Consider the following 19,447-nt stretch of genomic DNA (forward strand, 5'->3'; position numbering starts at 1 on the left):
ACGATCCGGCCCCGGATTATCCAGCCGACCCAGACCTTCACCGGAACCACTGGGGAAATGCTTAATGAAAGGTAAACGACCCCCAAGCCAACCTCAGGTCAAACGCCTGGCCGGGCGCCCGGCCGTTAAGGGTTTGTTAAGGGTTTTGCCCGGTTTCCACAGGCTGTCATCCGGCCGTCGCACGATCCGGGGCGGCTTCGGGACAAGGGGTTTCGGCGTGGGGATCGGCGTCGATTCATCCCCGCCGTCCCGGCCCCTGCCTGCTTCCTCAAACCTTTCTAAGATTCTGATCAGGATAAGAGGTAGGGCGTGGGGTTGAGGGGATGCGCCCATCCTCGTAGAGCCGGGGTCATGAGCATCACGCCTTCGTTGATCCGGGTCCTTCAGGGCGAGACCCTGGACCGCCCGCCCATCTGGTTCATGCGTCAGGCGGGTCGATACCTGCCCGAGTATCGCGCCCTGCGGGCCCAGGCGCCGGACTTCATCGCCTTTTGCCTGAACCCGGAGATGGCGGCCGAGGCGACGATGCAGCCGATGCGCCGGTTCGGCTTCGACGCGGCCATCGTCTTCGCCGACATCCTGCTGATCCCCCAGGCGCTGGGACAGGATGTGTGGTTCGAGACGGGGGAGGGGCCGAAGCTGGGCCTCATGCCGTCGCCGGGCGCGATGCTGGAAAAGGCCGAGGCCGCCGGGTCGCATCTGTACCACGTCGGCGAGACGCTCAGCCGGGTTCGCGCCGAGCTGGAGCCGGAGCGGGCGCTGATCGGGTTCGCCGGGGCGCCCTGGACCGTGGCGACCTATATGCTGGACGGCCACCACAACACGATCGGCAAGGGCGAGCGGGCGACGGCCCGGTCCTATGCCTATGCGGACCCCGAGAAGGTCGATGCGGTTCTGGACGCCTTGGTCGAGGCGACGGCTCGGTATCTGAAGATGCAGGCCGACGCCGGCGCCGACGCCCTGAAGATTTTCGAAAGCTGGGCGGAAGGGTTGCCCGACGACCTGTTCGAGCGGCTGGTCATGAAGCCGCACCAGAAGCTGGTCGCCCGCGTGCGTGAGCTGGGCGTCACCGTCCCCTTGATCGGTTTCCCGCGCGGCTCGGCCCTGCATGCCGAACGCTATGCCCGCGAGGTCGATGTCCAGGGCGTGGCGCTGGATACCGCCTGTTCGCTGGAGCGGGGCCGTGAGGTGCAGAAGATCAAGCCGATCCAGGGCGCGCTCGATCCCCTGCTGTTGCGCGCCGGCGGCAAGGCTCTGGATGCCCGCGTCGATCGGTTGATGGAGGCCTGGGGTGAGGGGCCGTGGATCTTCAACCTCGGTCACGGCATCCTGCCCGACGTGCCGATCGACCATGTCGAGAGGGTGCTGAAGCGGTTGGGAGCGCAGTAGGATGAGCGGTCGGCGTATCGCGGTGGTGTTGTTCAATCTCGGCGGCCCGGACGACGCGGCTTCCGTGCGACCCTTTCTGTTCAACCTGTTCAACGACCCGGCCATCATCGGACTGCCCGGTTTCGCACGGACACCGCTGGCCAAGCTGATCTCTTCGCGCCGCGAGAAGAGCGCCCAGGCCAACTACGCGATGATGGACGCCGGCGGCGGTTCGCCCCTGAAGGCCGAAACGAAGAAGCAGATGGCGGCGCTGGACGCCCGTCTGGCGGCCGTTTTGCCGGGCGACGCGGTGAAGAGCTTCATCGCCATGCGCTACTGGCATCCGCTGACGGACGAGACGGCCAGCGACGTCGCCGCCTTCGTACCGGACGAGGTGGTGCTCCTGCCGCTGTATCCTCAGTTCTCGACGACGACGACCCAGTCGTCGCTCAAGGCCTGGAAGAGCGCCTATTCAGGTCCGGGCCGCTCGCGGACGGTCTGCTGCTATCCCCGGGCCGCCGGCTGGATCGAGGCGCAGGCCGAGGGAGTTCGGGCCAAACTGATGGAAGCCGAACGCGATCATCCAGGCCGTCCGATGCGCGTTCTGTTCTCCGCCCACGGCATTCCCGAGAAGCTGGTCGCGAAAGGCGATCCCTATCAGGAGCAGATCGAGGGCACCGTCGCGGCCGTCGCCGAAACCATCGGTCTCACGGACTGGACCCTCTGCTACCAGAGCCGGGTCGGGCCATTGAAATGGCTGGGCCCCTCCACGCCCGATACGATCCGGCAGGCCGCCGCCGACGGGGTCGGGGTAGTGGTCACCCCGATCGCCTTCGTCTCAGAACACATCGAGACCCTGGTCGAGCTGGACATCGAATACGGCGAACTGGCTCACGAAGCGGGCCTTCACCCCTATCTGCGCGCGCCCGCGGTCGGCGTGGCCGAGCCGTTTATCGAGGCCCTGGCGGGGGCGGTCGTCGACGCGCTGGGCCGGACGGGCTCGGCGCCCTATGGTCCAGGTTGTCAGGCCCGTCACAAGGCCTGCCCCTTCCAGGCTGAGGCGGCGTGACCATGTACGATCTGGCCCGAGGCCTTCACATTCTCGCCGTCATCGCCTGGATGGCCGGCATGCTCTTCCTGCCCCGGCTCTATGCCTACGACGCCGAGCAGAACGGCAAGGCCGAACCGCTGAAGTCGGAGATGCAGACTCTTTTGCGCCTGTGGCAGGCCCGGCTTCTGCGCATTATCGTCAACCCGGCCATGATCCTGGCCTTCGTCTTCGGGCTCTGGCTGATCCATCTGGACGTCCAGATGCGGGGCGCCGCCTTCCTCGCCGAACCGTGGATGGTGACAAAGCTGGTGGGCGTCTTCCTGCTGGCCGGCTGGCACGGCTTCCTCGCCGCCGAGCGCAAGAAGATCGCCGCCGGGACGTCGACCAAGACCGGCCGCTTCTGGCGCATGACCAACGAAGTTCCCTTCCTCTTGGCGATCATCATGGTGCTGTCCGTCACGACCGAGTGGACCTTCTGATCCGCGACGCTTGACCGAACCGGGCGGAATGTGGTTCCGCTGACCCGAGGCGTCGTTCGCGGCGCTGCCCTTCTCTTTGCGCCGACCGATCGCCGAGCTCTTCAGCCGCCTTCGGACCCGACGCCCTCCCTTCGGCCGAAAGGCCAAACCTTCCCGACGACCGCGCCTGACGTCCCTCGACGCCGGGCGACGAGCGCATGAGACCCGAGTTCCGACATGACCGACGTCACCGACACCCCCGAAGACAACACCAAGATCGACGCCGTGGACGGCGACGCCTCAGACGTCGCTGACACCTCCCAGTCCGATGGTGCGAACGACGCCGACGTGGCCGCCGACATCGGCGACATCGCCGAGGAAGAGGGGGCCGAAGAAGAGGGCGAACCCGTCGTCCCGTCGGGCCGCATCACCCTGCAGGAACTGAACGACAAGACCCCGGTGGAGCTGGTCGCCTTCGCCGAACAGCTTGAGATCGAGAACGCCTCGAACCTGCGCAAACAGGATCTGCTGTTCGCCATCCTCAAGACCCTGGCCGACGAGGAGGTCGAGATCATCGCCTCCGGCACCCTCGAGATGCTGCCGGACGGCTTCGGCTTCCTGCGCTCGCCGGATGCCAACTACCTTCCGGGTCCGGACGATATCTACGTGTCGCCGTCCCAGATCCGCCGCTTCGGCCTGCGCTCGGGCGACACGGTCCACGGCGCGGTGCGCGGCCCGCGCGAGGGCGAGCGCTACTTCGCCCTGCTCAAGGTCGACACGATCAACTTCGAGGACCCTGAGACGGTCCGAACCAAGGTCAATTTCGACAACCTGACCCCGCTCTATCCGAACGAGCGGCTGACCATGGAGATCCAGGACCCGACCCTGCGCGATCGTTCGGGCCGGGTCATCGACATCGTCGCCCCGCTCGGCAAGGGCCAGCGCTGCCTGATCGTCGCCCCGCCGCGCGTCGGCAAGACGGTCATGCTTCAGAACATCGCCAAGTCGATCGAGGCCAACCACCCCGAGGTTTCGCTGATCGTCCTGCTGATCGATGAACGCCCGGAAGAAGTCACCGACATGCAGCGCACCGTGAAGGGCGAGGTCGTGGCTTCCACCTTCGACGAGCCCGCTACCCGCCACGTCGCCGTCGCCGAGATGGTGATCGAAAAGGCCAAGCGCCTGGTCGAGCACAAGAAGGACGTCGTGATCCTGCTGGACTCGGTCACCCGTCTCGGCCGCGCCTACAACGCCACCGTCCCATCGTCGGGCAAGGTCCTCACCGGTGGCGTCGACGCCAACGCCTTGCAGCGACCCAAGCGGTTCTTCGGGGCGGCGCGCAACGTGGAGGAGGGCGGTTCGCTGACGATCATCGCCACGGCCCTGATCGACACGGGCTCGCGCATGGACGAGGTGATCTTCGAAGAGTTCAAGGGCACCGGCAACTCGGAAATCGTCTTGGACCGCAAGGTCGCCGATAAGCGCATCTTCCCGGCCATCGACGTGCTGAAGTCCGGCACCCGCAAGGAGGAGCTGATCACGCCGAAGGACCAGTTGACCAAGACCTACGTCCTGCGTCGCATTCTGAACCCGATGGGCCCGCAGGATGCCATTGAGTTCCTGCTCGACAAGCTGCGCCAGTCCAAGAACAACAGCGACTTCTTCCAGTCGATGAATACCTAACGGTACGGCCGGATCGGCCGATGTTTCACGTGAAACAGGGAGAGCGAAATGAAGGTCAACGTCGAAGTGGAGTGCACCCCGGCGGAAGCTCGGGCCTTCCTGGGCCTACCGGATGTCGCGCCGTTGAACGACCATCTCGTCGCCGAGATGCAAAGGCGGATGGACGCGAATATGTCCGCCATGCAGCCTGAAGAGCTGATGAAGAACTGGGCCAGCTTCGGCATGGCCGCCCAGGATCAGTTCCGCCAGCTCATGCAGGCGGCGGTCACGACGCAGAAGTGACCCTCACGTCGCCTCCCCACGCGGTGGGGAGGGGGACCACGAGGTGGTGGAGGGCTTCTGGGTGCACGAAGAGCCCCTCCTTCTCTTCGCTTCGCCGCAAGCCACCTCCCCATATCATGGAGGGGAGACAGACCCCATGACCGACACAGTCTTCGCCCTCGCCACCCCTCCGGGTCGCGGGGCCATCGCCATCCTCCGTCTTTCCGGCCCGAAGACGGACACCGCGCTTACCGCCCTCGGCGCGCCAAACCTGAAGCCGCGCCTCGCTTCGCTTCGCACCTTGCGTCACGACGACGCTATCCTCGACCAGGCCCTCGTTCTCCGCTTTCCCGGCCCTAATTCCTACACGGGGGAGGATTGCGCCGAGCTCCACCTGCACGGCGGTCGGGCTGTGATCGACGCCGTTTCCTCCGCGCTGATCGCCCTCGGTCTCCGCCCCGCCGACCCAGGCGAGTTTACTCGCCGGGCTTTCGAGAACGGACGCATGGACCTAACCCAGGCCGAGGCCGTCGCCGACCTGATCGACGCCGAAACCTCGGCCCAGGCCTCCCAGGCTCTGGGCCAGCTCGACGGCGCCCTTAGCCAGACCTTCGCCGGGTTCCGCCGCGATCTGCTGAAGGCGCTCTCCCTTGTCGAGGCAGAGATCGATTTCCCGGACGAGGAGTTGCCCGGCCATCTGGCCCAGACGGCGGGTCCCGTTTTGGACGCCCTGACCGCCGACCTCAGCGCCGCGCTCGCCGACGCCGAGCGCGGCCGTCGGGTGCGGGAGGGCTATCGCATCGTCCTGATTGGCGAGACCAACGCCGGCAAGTCCGCGCTGTTCAACGCGCTGGTCGCGCGCGAGGCCGCCATCGTCACCCCCATCGCCGGGACCACGCGCGACGTACTCGACGCTGATCTGATCATCGGCGGTTACGCCGTCACCCTGTCGGACACGGCGGGCCTGCGCGAGAGCGACGACGTAGTCGAGGCCGAGGGGATCCGCCGGGCGCGCGCCCGTGCCGAGGCGGCTGACCTGCGTCTCTGGGTCCGTGCGCCCGGCGATCCGAAAGGCGCCGCGGCCGACTTTTTCCGACCCGGGGATTTCGTCGTCTGGACGAAGGCCGATCTCGGCGTATCGGCGGACGGCGGCCATCGCGTCAGTTCGGTTTCCGGCGAGGGGCTGAAGACGCTGCAGGATGCCTTGGCGGACCGCCTTGCGCGCGATCTTTCCGGCGCAGACTTTCCGGCCGTGACCCGCGAGCGTCACCGCCGCCGTCTTGTGGAGGCTGTCCAAGCGGTGCGGCTTGCTCGCAGCCATCTGACAGGCGCGCCGGAGCTGGCAGGTGACGATCTCCGCCGGGCAGCCGATGCGCTTGCTCGAGTGACCGGCGCGATCGGTGTGGAGGATATTCTGGGCGAGGTCTTCTCCACCTTCTGCATCGGCAAGTAGTCCGGCCCGCCGACCCATTTCTTGTTTCACGTGAAACAGTCCGTTGGTGGTGTTTCGACGTATTTTCCCTTAAGTCCCCGCCCATGCCTTCGACCCCGTTCTCTTTCGATGTCATCGTGATCGGCGGTGGCCATGCCGGGTGCGAGGCCGCGGCCGCCGCGGCGCGCGCCGGCGCCCGCACCCTCCTGCTCACTCAAAAACTCGAAACCATCGGCGAGATGAGCTGTAACCCGGCCATCGGCGGCTTGGGCAAGGGTCATCTGGTGCGCGAGATTGACGCCCTGGACGGCCTGATGGGCCGGCTCGGCGACAAGGCCGGGATCCAGTTCCGTCTGCTGAACCGCTCCAAGGGCGCCGCCGTGCGCGGACCCCGCAGCCAGATCGACCGCCGCCTGTATCGTGAGGCCATGCAGGCCGAACTAACGAACTATCCCAACTTGGCCCTGATGGCTGGGACGGCCGACGGCCTGATATCGAGCGGCGACCGCGTCGTCGGGGTCACAACAGGCGATGGCGTCGAACTGCGCGCCGGGGCCGTGGTCCTGACGACCGGCACCTTCCTAAACGGCGTCATCCATCGCGGCGACGAGCGGATTCCCGCCGGCCGTCACGGCGAGGCGCCCTCGACCGGCCTCGCCGCCGACCTCTATGGCTCCGGCCTGCAGATGGGTCGCCTCAAGACCGGCACCCCCGCCCGTCTCGACGGCCGCACCATAGCCTGGGACCGGCTGGAAATGCAGGAGGCCGACGCCGAGGCCGTGCCGTTCAGCTTCCTGACTGACCGGATGAACGTGCCCCAGATCGCCTGCGGCATCACCCAGACGACGGAAGAGACCCACGCCATCATCGCCGCCAATCTCGGCGAGAGCGCCGTCTATGGGGGCAAGGCGACCGGCGTCGGCCCGCGCTACTGCCCCTCGATCGAGGACAAGGTGGTCCGCTTCGCCGACAAGACCTCGCACCAGGTCTTCCTGGAGCCCGAGGGTCTGGACGATCCGACCGTCTATCCGAACGGTATCTCGACCTCAGTCTCGCCGGAGACCCAGCTCGCCTTCCTCCGCACCATGCCGGGCTTGGAATCGGTCGAGGTGTTCCGCTTCGGCTATGCGATCGAATACGATTACGTCGATCCGCGCGAGCTGAGCCCCGCCCTGGAGGTCAAGCGCCGGCCGGGCCTCTATCTTGCAGGTCAGATCAACGGGACGACCGGGTATGAGGAGGCGGGCGCTCAAGGATTGATCGCCGGCCTGAACGCCGCTCGCGCCGCCGCCGGATCGGCTGAAATCGTTCTGAGGCGGGACCAAGCCTATATCGGCGTCATGATCGACGATCTGGTCACACGCGGTGTGACCGAGCCCTACCGCATGTTCACGAGCCGGGCCGAGTACAGACTGACTCTCCGCGCCGACAACGCAGATCAACGGTTGACACCGCTCGGGATCGAGGCTGGGATCGTTTCGTCGGAACGCCGCGCCGCCTTTGAGGCCAAGGCGGCGTCTTTGGCTGAGGCCACGACTTTGGCGCGCGATACCCGCTACACCCCGAACGAGGCCCAGGCCCTCGGCATCGCCGTCAACGCCGACGGTCAGCGCCGGTCGATGCGCGATCTGCTGGCCTATCCGGGCGTGACCCTGACCGCCTTCGAGACCGCCCATCCCGAGATCCGCGACTGGACCCCGGCCGTGCGCGAACAGGTCGAGATCGACGCGGGCTACGCCGGCTATCTGGATCGCCAGACCGCCGACGCCGAGGCCCTGCGCCGCGAGGAGGCCCTGACCCTTCCGGCCAATCTCGACTACGCGGAGATCGGCGGCCTGTCGCACGAGGTGCGGGAGAAGCTGTCTCTGGTTCGGCCGCGCACCTTGGGCCAGGCCGGGCGGATCGAGGGGGTGACCCCCGGCGCCCTGACGGCCCTGCTGTCTCACGTGAAGAAGTCTGCGGTCGCCGCCTGATGACCGCTGACGAATTCCAGGCCCTGACCGGCGCCGCGCCGGAGCGGATGGGCGAGCTCGAACGCTTCCTCGAGATGCTGACCGAGGGCAATGACGTCATGAACCTGGTCGGGCCAGACACCATTCCCGACTTCTGGAACCGTCACGCGTGGGACTCGGCTCAGCTGCTGGACAAGGCCGGGTTCGCCCGGACCTGGGCCGATCTTGGCGCCGGCGCCGGCTTCCCCGGTCTGGTTCTCGCCAGTCTGTCGAAGGGGAAACCGGACGCCCATGTCTGGCTGATCGACTCCCTGCAGAAGCGCTGCCGATTCCTCCAGACCGTTGTCGATGAGCTGGCTTTGCCAGCGACCGTCGTCTGGGGCCGAGCCGAGGAGCAGGCGATCAAGGTCGATGTCGTGACTGCACGCGCCGTCGCGCCGATGGAGAAGCTGTTCGGTTATGCACAGCCCTATCTCCTGCGCGGTGCACAAGGTCTGTTTCTCAAGGGAGAGAAGGCCGCGGCGGAGTTGAAAGAGGCGTCCAAAACTTGGCATGTCGAAGCCGAGCTATCGGTCTCGCGCAGCGACCCGCGGGGTCGAATCGTGACAGTCCGGAGCCTGAGATCCCGTGGCCAGCAGCAACGTGCTTAGTATGACAAAGCCATACCTGAAGAAGACACCGCGCGTGCTGGCGGTCTCCAATCAGAAGGGCGGTGTGGGGAAAACCACGACCGCGATCAACCTCGGCACGGCCCTGGCGGCCATCGGCGAGAAGGTCCTGATTGTGGATATGGACCCACAGGGCAATGCCAGCACCGGCCTGGGTGTTCCACGTGAAACACGCCGTATCACCATCTATGACGTGATCGTTGACGGCCGGTCCGTGCATGACGCTGCGGTCAGGACGGCCGTACCCGGATTGGAAATCATCCCGGCCGATGCCGACATGTCGGGGGTCGAGATCGAGCTGTCGCAAGCTGATCGGCGCTCCTATCGCCTGCGGGACGCCCTCTCGAATCAGACGGCGGACGGTCGGCCCGGGTATGACTATGTGCTGATCGACTGCCCGCCGTCGCTGAACCTGTTGACGCTGAACGCCATGGCCGCGGCCGACGGCGTTCTGGTCCCGCTGCAGTGCGAGTTCTTCGCCCTAGAAGGGTTGACGCAGTTGATGAAGACCATCGACATGGTGCGTCAATCATTGAATCCGACTCTCGAAATCCAGGGTCTGGTTCTGACCATGTACGACCGTCGCAACGCCCTGTCGGGACAGGTGGCCGCCGACGTCCGCGCCCACTTCGGGGACAAGGTCTATGAGGCCGTGATCCCCCGGAACGTCCGGGTGTCGGAGGCGCCGTCCTTCGGCAAGCCTGTGCTCATCTATGACCTGAAATGTACGGGCAGCCAGGCCTACCTGCGCCTCGCCAAGGAGGTGGTGGGGCGTGAGCGCCGCCGTCTCGCCGCCTGATAATCATACGGAATCAAGAGTTTGTCTGAACGTCAAAGAGGTCTGGGACGCGGCCTGTCCGCCCTGATGGGTGAGCCGGTCGTCGAGGCCGTGTCGGTCGCTCCGGGCGCCCCGCTGCCGACGGGCGTCATGTCCGTGCCGATCGAGAGCCTGAAGCCCAATCCGGATCAGCCGCGCAAGCTGTTCACCAAAGAAGACCACGAGGAACTGACCCAGTCGATCCGCGACAAGGGGGTTCTGCAGCCGATCCTGGTGCGGCAGCAGCCGGGCGAAGACGGGCTTTGGCAGATCATCGCCGGCGAACGCCGCTGGCGCGCGTCCCAAGCCGCCCGCCTGACCCAGGTGCCGATCATCGTCCGAGAGATGGACGACCTGGAAGTGCTGGAAGTCGCCATCATCGAGAACGTCCAACGGGCCGATCTGAACCCGCTGGAAGAGGCCGCCGCTTACGGCGTCCTGATGGAGCGGTTCGGCCGGACGCAGGACGCGGTGGCCGGCATCGTCGGCAAATCGCGCAGCCATGTGGCCAACACCCTACGCCTGACCCAGCTGACGCCCGGGGCTCGAAGCCATGTGCTGGAGGGCCGGCTTTCGGCCGGTCACGCGCGGGCCCTGCTGACGGCGAAGGACCCGGATGCGCTGGCCGAACTGATCGTGGATCAGGGGCTGAACGTCCGCCAGACCGAGGCTTTGGCCCGCAAGTCGCAGGGGGAGGACAAGCCTAAAGCCGCCAAGGCCGCGCCTGTCGCCCCGTCGCCGGACATCGCGGCGCTGGAGCAGGACCTGACGGATGCTCTTGGGCTGAAGGTTTCGCTGGCCGACAGGGGCGGGAAAGGCGAGCTGACGCTCTCCTACGCCGATCTGGAGCAGCTTGACGACCTCTGCCGTCGGTTGATGCGCGCCTGATCACGGACTGTGGTACTGTCGGGCATGACCGATACGCCTGAGACCGCCGCCGAAGCCCTGAAACGCGTCCTCGCGGCGAAGAAGGCGGGCGGAAAGCCCGGCGGACCGGCGTTCAAGCCCGGTCAGCACCCGGAAAAGGCCGCCGCTCACAAGAGCGCGGCCATGGCCAAGCCTGCGTTCAGGAAGGCCTCGAAGCGGGGCTGATCGGCGGTGAATGCCGGTCGATCTGCACACCGACTAGTTCGTGGTGATTTCGCAATGACTGCGGAAAGCTGGTGATTTCGATCAATCCGGCTATGCCAATCTGTGCAGAAAACTGCACTTGGTCGAGTTCGGCTAGTTTACAGCCCTAACCGTCGGGCGCGAGCCGCGATCTCGAGCAGAAGGCGCTCCGCGATCAGGTGTTCGGGCATGCCCGTGGTCTTGGTCGCGACATCGGCCATGTTGACGCTGTCCTGGACGACGTCGAGCTCTTCGAGACGCCAGGCGCGGGCCTGACGAAGCATCTCGTTCTCCTGTTTCCAGAAGACGCCAGCGGCCTTGGCGGCCTCCTTGGCCCCCGCGCCATTAGCCTGCAGCACATTGATGCGGCGGAGCTTGCCGAGGTGGATGGAGGCGGAGCGGACGGCCATGACGGCGCTCTCGCCCTCCGCCAAGGCGCGGCGCAGGCCGCCTTGCGCCGGGGCGGCCCGGCCGCCGAAGGCTTGCAAGGCAGCGTCCGACAGGGAGGCGTCGGCCTCGACCCCGAGGTGGGCCTCCAGCTCCTCGACATCGATGGTTCGGCCCGAGCCGGGGCCGACGTAGAGAGCGAGGCGCTCGATCTCCTGACGCATCAGGCCGCGTTCGCGGGGCAGGCGGGCGACGAAGGCCTGAAGGGCATCGGTGGTCAGGCCCACCTTGTCCTCCGCCAGGGCCTCGCGGGTCATGCGCGCGATGTCGCCGGCCTCGTCCTCGTAGCAGGCGATGCCGACGGAGCCCCTGCCGGCCTCGGCGGCCTTTCTGAGGGCGGAGTCGCGGCCCAGCGCTCCGGCCTCGACCACCAGCATGCAGTCGGGGTTGAACAGGCCCTCGGCGTGGGTCTTCAACGCCCCGGCCAGCATCTTGTCGACGGAGGCCTTGTCGCCGCCCAGACGGACGCGGACCAGGCGCCGGCCGCCGATCATGGACAGCGCCGTCAGGGCCTCTTCCAGCCTGGCTTCGTCGCCGTCGATGTCGGAGTCGGTCAGGAGGGTGACGTTGAACGGGTCATTCAGGTCGGGAGTGATGGCCTTGCACAGGATCTCGGCGCGCTCGGCGACGCCGGAGCGGTCCTTGCCGTGGATGACGGCGGCGCGGATTCCGGCGTCGGGCTTCGCCAGGAAGCGGTCCACCTCGGGCCGCTTGGCGAGAATCATTGGGTGGACAGGGCCCGCATCAGATCCATCCGGATCAGCCGGGCCAGTTCGGCGGCGGCGCGGTCCTCGCCGTCCTGCTGGGCCGCGATGGCGGCATAGGGCTGGTCGGCGGCGGCGTAGGTGGTGGTGACGGCTTCCCGGCCGGTCAGGGGCGCGCCGCCAGACACCGGCGTCAGGGTCCATTCGCCGCGCACGGTCAGCTCATAGCGGGTAGCCGTGTCGTCGATCCGGCGGCCCAGCGGGCGGCGGTTCTGCTCCACGGTCGTTTCGAGCCGGTAGAGAGGCGCGGCCGAACGATCCCAGCCCAGGGCGTCCTCCAGCTGCTCGCGCAGCCGGTAGCCGAGGCGGTCGTCCTGGGTCGTTACGGAAATCCGCGTCAGGGCCGGAGACCCGCCCGCATCGCCATACAGCGGCGTGAACCCGCACCCCGCGAGAAGCAGGGAGGCGGCCGCAAGGGCTGACAGCGCGCGGGCCGACATTTAGCCGGCCACCAGGTTGACGATGCGGTCGGGCACGACGATCACCTTGCGGATCGATTGCGAGTTGGCGTCCAGATAGGCCACAACGGCGGGGTTGGCGAGCGCCTCGGCCTCAACGGCCTTGGCGTCCGCCCCGCGCGGCATCGTGATCTCGCCGCGGCGCTTGCCGTTGATCTGTATGGGCAGGACGACCTCGTCGTCGGCAGCCAGGGACGGGTCGTAGACGGGCCAGGGGGCGTCGAGCACCATTCCAGCCTCGCCGATCCGGCTCCAGCCTTCCTCGGCGACGTGGGGAGTGAACGGCGCGACCAGACGGGCCAGGGCCGAGAGGGCTTCCTTGCGCGCCGCACCGGACGCGCCCCCGAAATCGCGCAGGGTCGCGACGAAGGCGTAGAGCTTGGCGATGGCGGAGTTGAAGCGGAAGCCTTCGACGCCCTCGGACACGGCCTTGATGGCCTTGTGCGTCTCCTTCAGCAGGGCGGCGTCGCGCGCCGGATCGCCGGCGGCGGCGGCGTCATGGCTGTCGAACAGGGTCCAGACCCGCTGGACGAAGCGGCTGGCGCCCTCGACCCCGCCGGGGGTCCACTGGACGTCGCGCTCGGGCGGTGAGTCGGACAGGACGAACAGGCGGCCGGCGTCCACGCCATGCGTCTCCAGGATTTCCTGAGGGGCGACGACGTTTTTCTTGGACTTCGACATCTTCTCGACGTCGCCGACGATGACGGGCTGGCCCAGTTCGATGTCGACCCATTTCCCGTCGCGCTTCTCCACCTGATCGGGGGCCAGCCAGTTTCCGTTCTGGGACTTGTAGGTCTCGTGGACGACCATCCCTTGCGTGAACAGGCCGGCGAAGGGCTCCTTCACCGACAGCATGCCGGCGTCGGACAGGGCGCGCGTGATGAAACGGGCGTAGAGCAGGTGAAGCACCGCGTGCTCGACCCCGCCGATATACTGATCGACCGCCAGCCAGCGGTCGGCCGCGTCCTTGTTGATCGGGGCGTCGGCGTTGGGATCGGTGAAGCGGGCGAAGTACCAGCTGGAATCGACGAAGGTGTCCAGGGTGTCGGTCTCACGCACCGCATCCGCGCCGCAGGACGGGCATTTGACGTGCTTCCACGTCGGGTGCCGGTCTAGAGGATTGCCGGGCACGTCGAAGGTCACGTCGTCGGGCAGGATGACCGGCAGCTGATCGGCCGGGACCTCGACGACGCCGCAGGACGCGCAGTGGACGATGGGGATGGGGCAGCCCCAGTAACGCTGGCGCGACACGCCCCAGTCGCGCAGGCGGTAGATGGTCGCGCCCTTGCCCTGGCCCAGGGCCTCGATCTTCGCGATGGCGGCAGCCTTGGCGGCCTCGACGTCCATGCCGTCCAGGAAGCGGGAGTTGAAGATCCGGCCAGGACCCGTATAGGCCTCGTTACCGACCTCGATGGTGTCGGCGTCGTCCGGTTTCACCACCGGGGTGACCGGCAGATCGTATTTGCGGGCGAAATCCAGATCGCGCTGGTCGTGTGCAGGGCAGCCGAAGATGGCGCCGGAGCCATAGGTCGAGAGCACGAAGTTCGCCGACCAGACCGGCAGGGTCTGGGCCGGGTCGAACGGATGCTGGACGCGGACGCCCAGATCGACGCCGAGTTTCTCGGCCTTCTCGATGTCGGCTTCGCTGGTGCCCGTCTGGGCGCAGATCTTGATGAAGTCGGCGACGTCCGGGCGGTGCTCGGCGATGGCCTTGGTCAGGGGATGGTCGGGGGCTAGGGCGATGAAGCTGGCGCCGAACAGGGTGTCCGGGCGGGTGGTGTAGACCTCAATCGGATCGTGGGCGTGGTTCGGCCCGTCGGCGGGACCTCCCGCCAGAGCCTCCGGAACCTCGACGACGTCCCACCACAGGGTCGCGCCCTTGGACTTGCCGATCCAGTTCTCCTGCATCAGCCGGACCTTGTCGGGCCAGCGGCCTTCCAGCGTCTGCAGCCCATCGATCAGGTCGTCGGCATAGTCGGTGATGCGCAGGAACCACTGGTTCAGCTTGCGTTTCTCGACCAGGGCCCCCGAGCGCCAGCCGCGGCCGTCGATGACCTGTTCGTTGGCCAGGACGGTGTTGTCGACCGGGTCCCAGTTCACGACGCCGTCCCTGCGATAGACCAGGCCGCGCCGATACAGCTCCAGGAACCAGGCCTGTTGCTTGCCGTAGTATTCGGGGTCGCAGGTGGCGAACTCTCGCGACCAGTCCAGCGACAGGCCCAAGAGCTTCAGCTGGGCGCGCATGTTCGCGATGTTGTCGTAGGTCCAGCCCTTGGGGTGGATGCCCCGCTCCATGGCGGCGTTCTCGGCGGGCATGCCGAAGGCGTCCCAGCCCATGGGGTGCAGGACGTCATAGCCCTGGGCCCGCTTGTGACGCGCGACCACGTCGCCCATCACATAGTTGCGGGCGTGACCCATGTGGATGTTCCCCGACGGATAGGGAAACATTTCAAGGACATAGTATTTCTTGCGGCCCGTATCCTTCGTCACGAAGGCGTTCGCGTCGGCCCAGCGCGCTTGCTGGCGCGGTTCGGCGGTCTTGGGATCGTAGCGGGTCGGAGAGGCGGACACGGGAATCTCTGAGGGCGAGGGGGCGAAGTCCCCCGCGCTCAACTAGCCCGAAGGGCGATAGCGCCCAAAAGAAAAGTCGGTTTTAGCCGGCGTTCGAAAGGTTGAGCTGGCGCGCCTTGGTCAGGATCGCGTTTTCCAGATCGGCTTCCGTCTGGGCGGCGACCGGGGAGGCGGTCCACTCGCCGCCGGCGTTCTTGACTTCCTTGGTCACAGTGACGTTCAGGGCGTCGGCGCGCAGGCGCGTGTCGAGGATGAAGACGGTCGCCTTGAAACGCTCGTTCGGCGTCTGTGGGTTGACATACCAGTCGTAGTTCACGACGCCGCCCCACGGATCGGCGGTCAGAAGCGGCATGAAGGAGAGGGTGTCGAGGGTAGCGCGCCACAGATAGGCGTTCACGCCGATGCCCGTCTGGGCCGCCGTGGCGCGCGGGGTCGAGCTTCCGCCCACGAAGGGCAGGCCGCCGCAGGCGGAGAGGAGCAGACCGCCGGAAGCCACCAGCGCGGTCGCCAGGACCGCCTTGCCGCGTACAAAACCCATCGAACGTCGTCTCCCTCGGGTGCCGACCCGCCGTATCAATGACGACGGGCGCGCTGGCCCACGCGGTCCTCGACCGCTTCACCAAGCGCGGCTCTATAACACGCCCAAAAGGGGCGATGACAAGGCAATCCACGGCTGGGGCCGTCCGTATGCGGCGGGTCTGCGTCCAGCGGGTGAATCTCCTGCCCCGAGAACACCTTCCGGCCGCCTTCCCGTGACGCTTGCGCCACAGGCGTGCGCCAGAGTCGGCGGAACCGGGTTCGATCGGCCTCGTTGCGTTGACCGGGCGGTCCACCGGTGTCTAATCGGCGGGTCCTTGGTCGAAAGACCGGGTTCAGAATGAAGGGCCGGCGAGAAACGTCGGGTCAAAGGGTTGGAAATGCGTCTGTCGGCGATCATCGCTGGGTCTCTCGGTCTCGTCGCCCTGGTGGGCGTCGCGGGCGAAGCGTCCGCGCAATCCCGCTCGCGCGCCCCGGCCGTCACCCTGGCCGAAGCCTCGAACGCCCAGCGTTCCGCCGCCCCCGCGCCCCGTCGCGGCCTACGTTGGAACGAGAATGGGCGCTGGGGTCTGGATTTCAACCTGAACCAGCCTGTGGGCCGCGAAGCCGAATGGGGCGACGTGGAAGCCGGCGCCTACTATCGCCTGTCGCCGCGCCTGCGCGTCGGCGCCGCCGCCGGCCTGGCCACGCCCGAACAGGATCCGGCCCGCGCCCCGGAAACCGACCGCCGCGCCCAGCCGCGCGTCCGTCTGGAAACCCTCTTCCGATTCTAGGCTCCGAACGCCCCGGCGATCCCGCCGATGGCCGCCAGCCCGTACGCGCCCGAACCCTGCAGCGCGCGTGTGTTGGCGGCCGTGATCCCGCCGAGGGCGATGATACGCGCGTGTGCTGACGCTTCGGCCAGGGCCTTGATCCCGAGAGCCGCCTTGGACGCGGAGGCCCCGCCCGCCGGGAAGATCGGCGACAGCACCACTGCATCCAGATCGCGTACGGCTTTTGCGGCCTCCACCGAATGCACCGCTCCCGTCAGGATCCAGTCCGGCCGCCGTCCCGACAGGGCGTAAGCCGCCGACAGCGCCCGCTCCGGCAGATGCAGGCCGTCGGCGCCGACCCGGTCGGCCAGCTCCGCGTCCAACCCGATCAGCAGGGCCATGCCGCGCTCGCGCGTCACGGCCCTGAGCCGTTCGGCGGTTTCGAGGGCGTCTCCGGCGCCGAAGTGGCGATAGACCACGCCAGACCCCGCCGGCATCCGCGCCGCGATCTTCCACGGCCGGGGCGTCCGCTCCGGGTCGGTGAATAGCAGCATCGGCGGCACGCGCGGCCGGTCGCCCGCGCTGACATTCGCCGCGCCGCGCGCTAGAGCCTGAGCTGTAGCCCACAGCCGGGCGCCGTCTTCCGCCGTTTCCGGAAACTCCATGGTCGCCTCTTCCCCCGCTTCGCCGCCGCCGTCCACCGATCAGGCCTTCGCCGAGCGGCTGGCCGCGATCCGTGCGCGGATGACTAAAGCCGCCCGGGCGGCCGGGCGCGACCCGGCGGCGGTCACCCTGACGGCCGTGTCCAAGACCCAGCCGCCCGAGCTGATCGACGCGGCCCTGGCCTCGGGCCTCAGGGTCTTCGGCGAGAACCGGGTGCAGGAGGCGCAAGGTCGCTGGGTCGACCGCCGGGCGGCGTCGCCCGATCTGGAGCTGCGCCTGATCGGCCCGCTCCAGTCCAACAAGGCCGAGGACGCCGTCGCCCTGTTTGACGTGATCGAGACCCTCGACCGGCCGAAGCTAATCGGCGCCTTGGCCTCCGCATCGCAGAAAATCGGCCGCTCGCCCCGTCTGCTGGTGCAGGTCAACACCGGCGAGGAGGAGCAGAAGGCCGGAGTCGCTCCACGCGACGCCGACGCCCTGATCGCCGAGGCTCGGACGGCGGGGCTTGTCGTCGAGGGACTCATGGCCATTCCGCCGGCCGAAGAGGAGCCGATCCTGCATTTCGCCCTGCTGGCCCGGATCGCCGAACGCAATGACCTGAGCGTCCTCTCGATGGGGATGAGCGCCGATTACGAGCGGGCGACCCGGCTCGGCGCGACTCATGTCCGGATCGGATCGGCGTTGTTCGGGGAACGAAACCCCCCTCTCGCGGCCTCTTAGGGCGGATTCCGCGTCAATTTCGCCTGCCGCCTTGGCGTTCGGGCCAAGCCTCGCCATTCTAGGACCATGCCGACAGCCAAGACCCTTCTGATCATCGACGACGACGACGACCTGCGCGAAGCGCTGGCCGAGCAACTGGCGCTGCACGAGGAGTTCAAAACCGTCCAGGCCTCGACGGCGACCGAGGGCGTGCGTCTGGGTCGCGAAATTCGCGCCGACCTGATCCTTCTGGACGTCGATCTGCCCGACATGGACGGTCGCGAGGCCTGCCGGCTGCTGCGAAAGGATGGGGTCTCGACCCCCGTGATCATGCTGACGGCCCAGGATTCGGACGCCGACACGGTGCTGGGCCTCGACGCGGGCGCCAACGACTACGTCACCAAGCCCTTCCGCTTTGCCGTCCTTCTGGCCCGCATCCGCGCCCACCTGCGCAGCCACGAACAGTCCGAGGACGCCGTCTTCCAGATCGGCCCCTATTCCTTCCGCCCCGCCGGCAAGGTCCTGATCGACCCGAAGGGCAAGAAGGTCCGGCTGACGGAGAAGGAAACCAACATCCTCAAATACCTCTATCGCGCCGGGGCCAAGCCGGTGTCGCGCGAGGAGCTGCTGACCGAGGTCTGGGGCTACAACGCGGGGGTCACGACCCATACGCTGGAGACCCACATCTATCGCCTGCGCCAGAAGATCGAGCCAGAACCCGGCCAGGCGCGGCTGCTGCTAACGGACGCGGGCGGGTACCGGCTGCAGCCGTAGGCCTCAGACGTCCAGATCGACCGTGATTGGGCAATGGTCGCTGGGCTGCTCCCAGGCGCGGACCGGTTCGTGGATGGTCGCCGTGCCGGGAATCACCGACGGCGTCAGGCCTTCGGAGGTCCAGATGTGGTCGAGACGCAGGCCCCGGGCGGACTTGCGGAAGTCCTGGGCGCGGTAGCTCCACCAGGAGGCCAGCTTCTGGGGCTCGGGATAGGCCTCGCGGACCACGTCGTGGAAGCCGCCGGCGGCCTGCATCCCGTTCAGGGTCTCGACCTCCAGCGGGGTGTGGCTGACGATCTTGGACATATATCGGTGGTTCCAGACGTCGAACTCAGACGGGGCGATGTTGAAGTCGCCGCACATCAACAGCTTCTCCGACCGGTCGAGCTCACCGACGATGCGCGTCAGCTGTTCGTAGAAATCCATCTTGTGATCGAATTTCGGGTTGAGTTCACGGTCCGGAACGTCGCCCCCGGCCGGGATGTAGAAATTCTGGATGTCGATCCCGGCGATCCGCGCCGAAACGCAGCGGGCGTGACCCAGCTTGCAGGCGTTGAAGGTGTCGGACGGTTCGATCGGCAGGCGAGACGCGATCGCCACCCCGTGCCAGCCTTTCTGGCCCGCGATCTTCATGTGCGGCAGGCCCATGTCGATGAAGGCGTTCCTGGGGAACTGGTCCTCCAGGCATTTGATCTCCTGCAGGCAGAGGACGTCGACCTTCGCCTCCGAGACGAAGCGTGCGACCTGTTCGATGCGCAGGCGCACTGAGTTGATGTTCCAGGTGGCCACGCGAAGCATGAGTGCTCGTCTAGCCTATCTCCACCCACAAAAAACCCCCGGCGCGGGCGCGCCGGGGGTAAGGCTTGGTTTCTCTCTCGCCGCCATCGGGAGGGGATGAGGTCCGAAGGCGATCGGACGGCCGCCGCCGTCCTGTGCCCAAAGTGTCACGCCGATTGGAAATAGTCAAACCAGCGATTGGCGT

General features: G+C 67.1%; 20 protein-coding genes. 14 read left to right on the top strand and 6 right to left on the bottom strand.

Translation table 11 applies throughout. The features are described 5' to 3' along the window. Positions 1–351 precede the first annotated feature (351 nt). From hemE to O5O43_RS14660, 11 genes are all read left to right on the top strand, one after another. Positions 352–1,389 carry a uroporphyrinogen decarboxylase gene (gene hemE, locus O5O43_RS14610; RefSeq protein WP_271084627.1) on the top strand — a complete coding sequence of 346 codons (1,038 nt, stop codon included), beginning with the start codon at positions 352–354 and terminating at the stop codon, positions 1,387–1,389. A gap of 1 nt (position 1,390) precedes the next feature. Continuing rightward, complete coding sequence (gene hemH / locus O5O43_RS14615; protein ID WP_271084628.1) at positions 1,391–2,437, top strand: ferrochelatase; 1,047 nt, start codon at positions 1,391–1,393, stop codon at positions 2,435–2,437. Next, the gene (locus O5O43_RS14620) at positions 2,434–2,898 is read left to right on the top strand and encodes a CopD family protein (protein ID WP_271084629.1); all 465 of its coding nucleotides are present in this window, start codon (positions 2,434–2,436) and stop codon (positions 2,896–2,898) included. Before hemH ends, O5O43_RS14620 begins: the two co-directional genes overlap by 4 nt. Before the next feature lie 216 nt (positions 2,899–3,114). Beyond that, positions 3,115–4,560, top strand: coding sequence for a transcription termination factor Rho (rho, locus tag O5O43_RS14625; protein WP_271084630.1), 1,446 nt, complete (start codon positions 3,115–3,117; stop codon positions 4,558–4,560). Between the two features lie 48 nt (positions 4,561–4,608). Next, positions 4,609–4,842 carry a DUF6489 family protein gene (locus O5O43_RS14630; RefSeq protein ID WP_271084631.1) on the top strand — a complete coding sequence of 78 codons (234 nt, stop codon included), beginning with the start codon at positions 4,609–4,611 and terminating at the stop codon, positions 4,840–4,842. A 136-nt stretch (positions 4,843–4,978) separates the two neighbouring features. Further along, a complete protein-coding gene (gene mnmE, locus O5O43_RS14635) occupies positions 4,979–6,274 on the top strand; it encodes a tRNA uridine-5-carboxymethylaminomethyl(34) synthesis GTPase MnmE (RefSeq protein ID WP_271084632.1) in 1,296 nt (431 codons plus the stop codon). 83 nt (positions 6,275–6,357) lie between these two features. Continuing rightward, entirely contained in the window at positions 6,358–8,226 is a 1,869-nt protein-coding gene (gene mnmG / locus O5O43_RS14640; protein WP_271084633.1) for a tRNA uridine-5-carboxymethylaminomethyl(34) synthesis enzyme MnmG, read from the top strand. A 47-nt stretch (positions 8,227–8,273) separates the two neighbouring features. Next, positions 8,274–8,855: a 16S rRNA (guanine(527)-N(7))-methyltransferase RsmG gene (gene rsmG / locus O5O43_RS14645; RefSeq protein WP_271084634.1), complete on the top strand. Its 582-nt coding sequence runs from the start codon at positions 8,274–8,276 to the stop codon at positions 8,853–8,855. 1 nt (position 8,856) lies between these two features. Next, a complete protein-coding gene (locus tag O5O43_RS14650; RefSeq protein WP_271084635.1) occupies positions 8,857–9,672 on the top strand; it encodes a ParA family protein in 816 nt (271 codons plus the stop codon). A 21-nt stretch (positions 9,673–9,693) separates the two neighbouring features. Next, complete coding sequence (locus tag O5O43_RS14655) at positions 9,694–10,578, top strand: ParB/RepB/Spo0J family partition protein (RefSeq protein WP_271084636.1); 885 nt, start codon at positions 9,694–9,696, stop codon at positions 10,576–10,578. A 24-nt stretch (positions 10,579–10,602) separates the two neighbouring features. Then, positions 10,603–10,782: a hypothetical protein gene (locus O5O43_RS14660; protein ID WP_271084637.1), complete on the top strand. Its 180-nt coding sequence runs from the start codon at positions 10,603–10,605 to the stop codon at positions 10,780–10,782. 137 nt (positions 10,783–10,919) lie between these two features. On the opposite strand, the gene holA is transcribed toward O5O43_RS14660, so the two are convergent. The 4 genes from holA to O5O43_RS14680 all read right to left on the bottom strand — a co-directional run bounded on the left by holA (position 10,920) and on the right by O5O43_RS14680 (position 15,578). Next, positions 10,920–11,972 (bottom strand): DNA polymerase III subunit delta, encoded by a 1,053-nt coding sequence (gene holA, locus O5O43_RS14665; protein WP_271084638.1) that lies wholly within the window; start codon positions 11,970–11,972, stop codon positions 10,920–10,922. Next, on the bottom strand, positions 11,969–12,451 hold the full coding sequence (gene lptE / locus O5O43_RS14670; RefSeq protein ID WP_271084639.1) for an LPS assembly lipoprotein LptE: 483 nt from the start codon (positions 12,449–12,451) through the stop codon (positions 11,969–11,971). The genes holA and lptE overlap by 4 nt, the downstream gene beginning before the upstream one ends. Further along, the gene (gene leuS / locus O5O43_RS14675) at positions 12,452–15,040 is read right to left on the bottom strand and encodes a leucine--tRNA ligase (RefSeq protein ID WP_271084640.1); all 2,589 of its coding nucleotides are present in this window, start codon (positions 15,038–15,040) and stop codon (positions 12,452–12,454) included. An 82-nt stretch (positions 15,041–15,122) separates the two neighbouring features. Next, positions 15,123–15,578, bottom strand: coding sequence for a DUF3576 domain-containing protein (locus tag O5O43_RS14680; protein ID WP_271084641.1), 456 nt, complete (start codon positions 15,576–15,578; stop codon positions 15,123–15,125). 379 nt (positions 15,579–15,957) lie between these two features. Here O5O43_RS14680 and O5O43_RS14685 point away from each other — a divergent pair, with 379 nt between their 5' ends. Continuing rightward, positions 15,958–16,350, top strand: a complete 393-nt coding sequence (locus tag O5O43_RS14685) for an NtrZ family periplasmic regulatory protein (RefSeq protein ID WP_271084642.1) — start codon at positions 15,958–15,960, stop codon at positions 16,348–16,350. Here the strand turns inward: O5O43_RS14685 and O5O43_RS14690 are convergent. Then, positions 16,347–16,994 (bottom strand): thiamine phosphate synthase, encoded by a 648-nt coding sequence (locus tag O5O43_RS14690; protein WP_271084643.1) that lies wholly within the window; start codon positions 16,992–16,994, stop codon positions 16,347–16,349. The genes O5O43_RS14685 and O5O43_RS14690 overlap by 4 nt on opposite strands. Between O5O43_RS14690 and O5O43_RS14695 the strand changes: the two genes are divergently transcribed. Together O5O43_RS14695 and O5O43_RS14700 are read left to right on the top strand one after the other, a co-directional pair. Further along, a complete protein-coding gene (locus O5O43_RS14695; protein ID WP_271084644.1) occupies positions 16,993–17,712 on the top strand; it encodes a YggS family pyridoxal phosphate-dependent enzyme in 720 nt (239 codons plus the stop codon). The two genes, O5O43_RS14690 and O5O43_RS14695, sit on opposite strands and share 2 nt — an antisense overlap. Before the next feature lie 66 nt (positions 17,713–17,778). Next, the gene (locus O5O43_RS14700; protein WP_271084645.1) at positions 17,779–18,465 is read left to right on the top strand and encodes a response regulator transcription factor; all 687 of its coding nucleotides are present in this window, start codon (positions 17,779–17,781) and stop codon (positions 18,463–18,465) included. 3 nt (positions 18,466–18,468) lie between these two features. On the opposite strand, the gene xth is transcribed toward O5O43_RS14700, so the two are convergent. Next, positions 18,469–19,263 carry an exodeoxyribonuclease III gene (gene xth / locus O5O43_RS14705; RefSeq protein WP_271084646.1) on the bottom strand — a complete coding sequence of 265 codons (795 nt, stop codon included), beginning with the start codon at positions 19,261–19,263 and terminating at the stop codon, positions 18,469–18,471. Positions 19,264–19,447 lie beyond the last annotated feature (184 nt).

The organism is Brevundimonas sp. NIBR11 (assembly GCF_027912535.1).
Classification (GTDB): domain Bacteria; phylum Pseudomonadota; class Alphaproteobacteria; order Caulobacterales; family Caulobacteraceae; genus Brevundimonas.

Excerpts from the sequence above, each read along its gene's own strand:
- xth (WP_271084646.1), bottom strand. The coding sequence starts at position 19,263 with ATGCTTCGCGTGGCCACCTGGAACATCAACTCAGTGCGCCTGCGCATC.
- O5O43_RS14630 (WP_271084631.1), top strand. The coding sequence starts at position 4,609 with ATGAAGGTCAACGTCGAAGTGGAGTGCACCCCGGCGGAAGCTCGGGCC.
- hemE (WP_271084627.1), top strand. The coding sequence starts at position 352 with ATGAGCATCACGCCTTCGTTGATCCGGGTCCTTCAGGGCGAGACCCTG.
- O5O43_RS14660 (WP_271084637.1), top strand. The coding sequence starts at position 10,603 with ATGACCGATACGCCTGAGACCGCCGCCGAAGCCCTGAAACGCGTCCTC.
- mnmG (WP_271084633.1), top strand. The coding sequence starts at position 6,358 with ATGCCTTCGACCCCGTTCTCTTTCGATGTCATCGTGATCGGCGGTGGC.
- mnmE (WP_271084632.1), top strand. The coding sequence starts at position 4,979 with ATGACCGACACAGTCTTCGCCCTCGCCACCCCTCCGGGTCGCGGGGCC.
- lptE (WP_271084639.1), bottom strand. The coding sequence starts at position 12,451 with ATGTCGGCCCGCGCGCTGTCAGCCCTTGCGGCCGCCTCCCTGCTTCTC.
- holA (WP_271084638.1), bottom strand. The coding sequence starts at position 11,972 with ATGATTCTCGCCAAGCGGCCCGAGGTGGACCGCTTCCTGGCGAAGCCC.
- rho (WP_271084630.1), top strand. The coding sequence starts at position 3,115 with ATGACCGACGTCACCGACACCCCCGAAGACAACACCAAGATCGACGCC.
- O5O43_RS14690 (WP_271084643.1), bottom strand. The coding sequence starts at position 16,994 with ATGGAGTTTCCGGAAACGGCGGAAGACGGCGCCCGGCTGTGGGCTACA.
- O5O43_RS14700 (WP_271084645.1), top strand. The coding sequence starts at position 17,779 with ATGCCGACAGCCAAGACCCTTCTGATCATCGACGACGACGACGACCTG.
- O5O43_RS14650 (WP_271084635.1), top strand. The coding sequence starts at position 8,857 with ATGACAAAGCCATACCTGAAGAAGACACCGCGCGTGCTGGCGGTCTCC.
- O5O43_RS14695 (WP_271084644.1), top strand. The coding sequence starts at position 16,993 with ATGGTCGCCTCTTCCCCCGCTTCGCCGCCGCCGTCCACCGATCAGGCC.
- O5O43_RS14685 (WP_271084642.1), top strand. The coding sequence starts at position 15,958 with ATGCGTCTGTCGGCGATCATCGCTGGGTCTCTCGGTCTCGTCGCCCTG.
- rsmG (WP_271084634.1), top strand. The coding sequence starts at position 8,274 with ATGGGCGAGCTCGAACGCTTCCTCGAGATGCTGACCGAGGGCAATGAC.
- hemH (WP_271084628.1), top strand. The coding sequence starts at position 1,391 with ATGAGCGGTCGGCGTATCGCGGTGGTGTTGTTCAATCTCGGCGGCCCG.
- O5O43_RS14680 (WP_271084641.1), bottom strand. The coding sequence starts at position 15,578 with ATGGGTTTTGTACGCGGCAAGGCGGTCCTGGCGACCGCGCTGGTGGCT.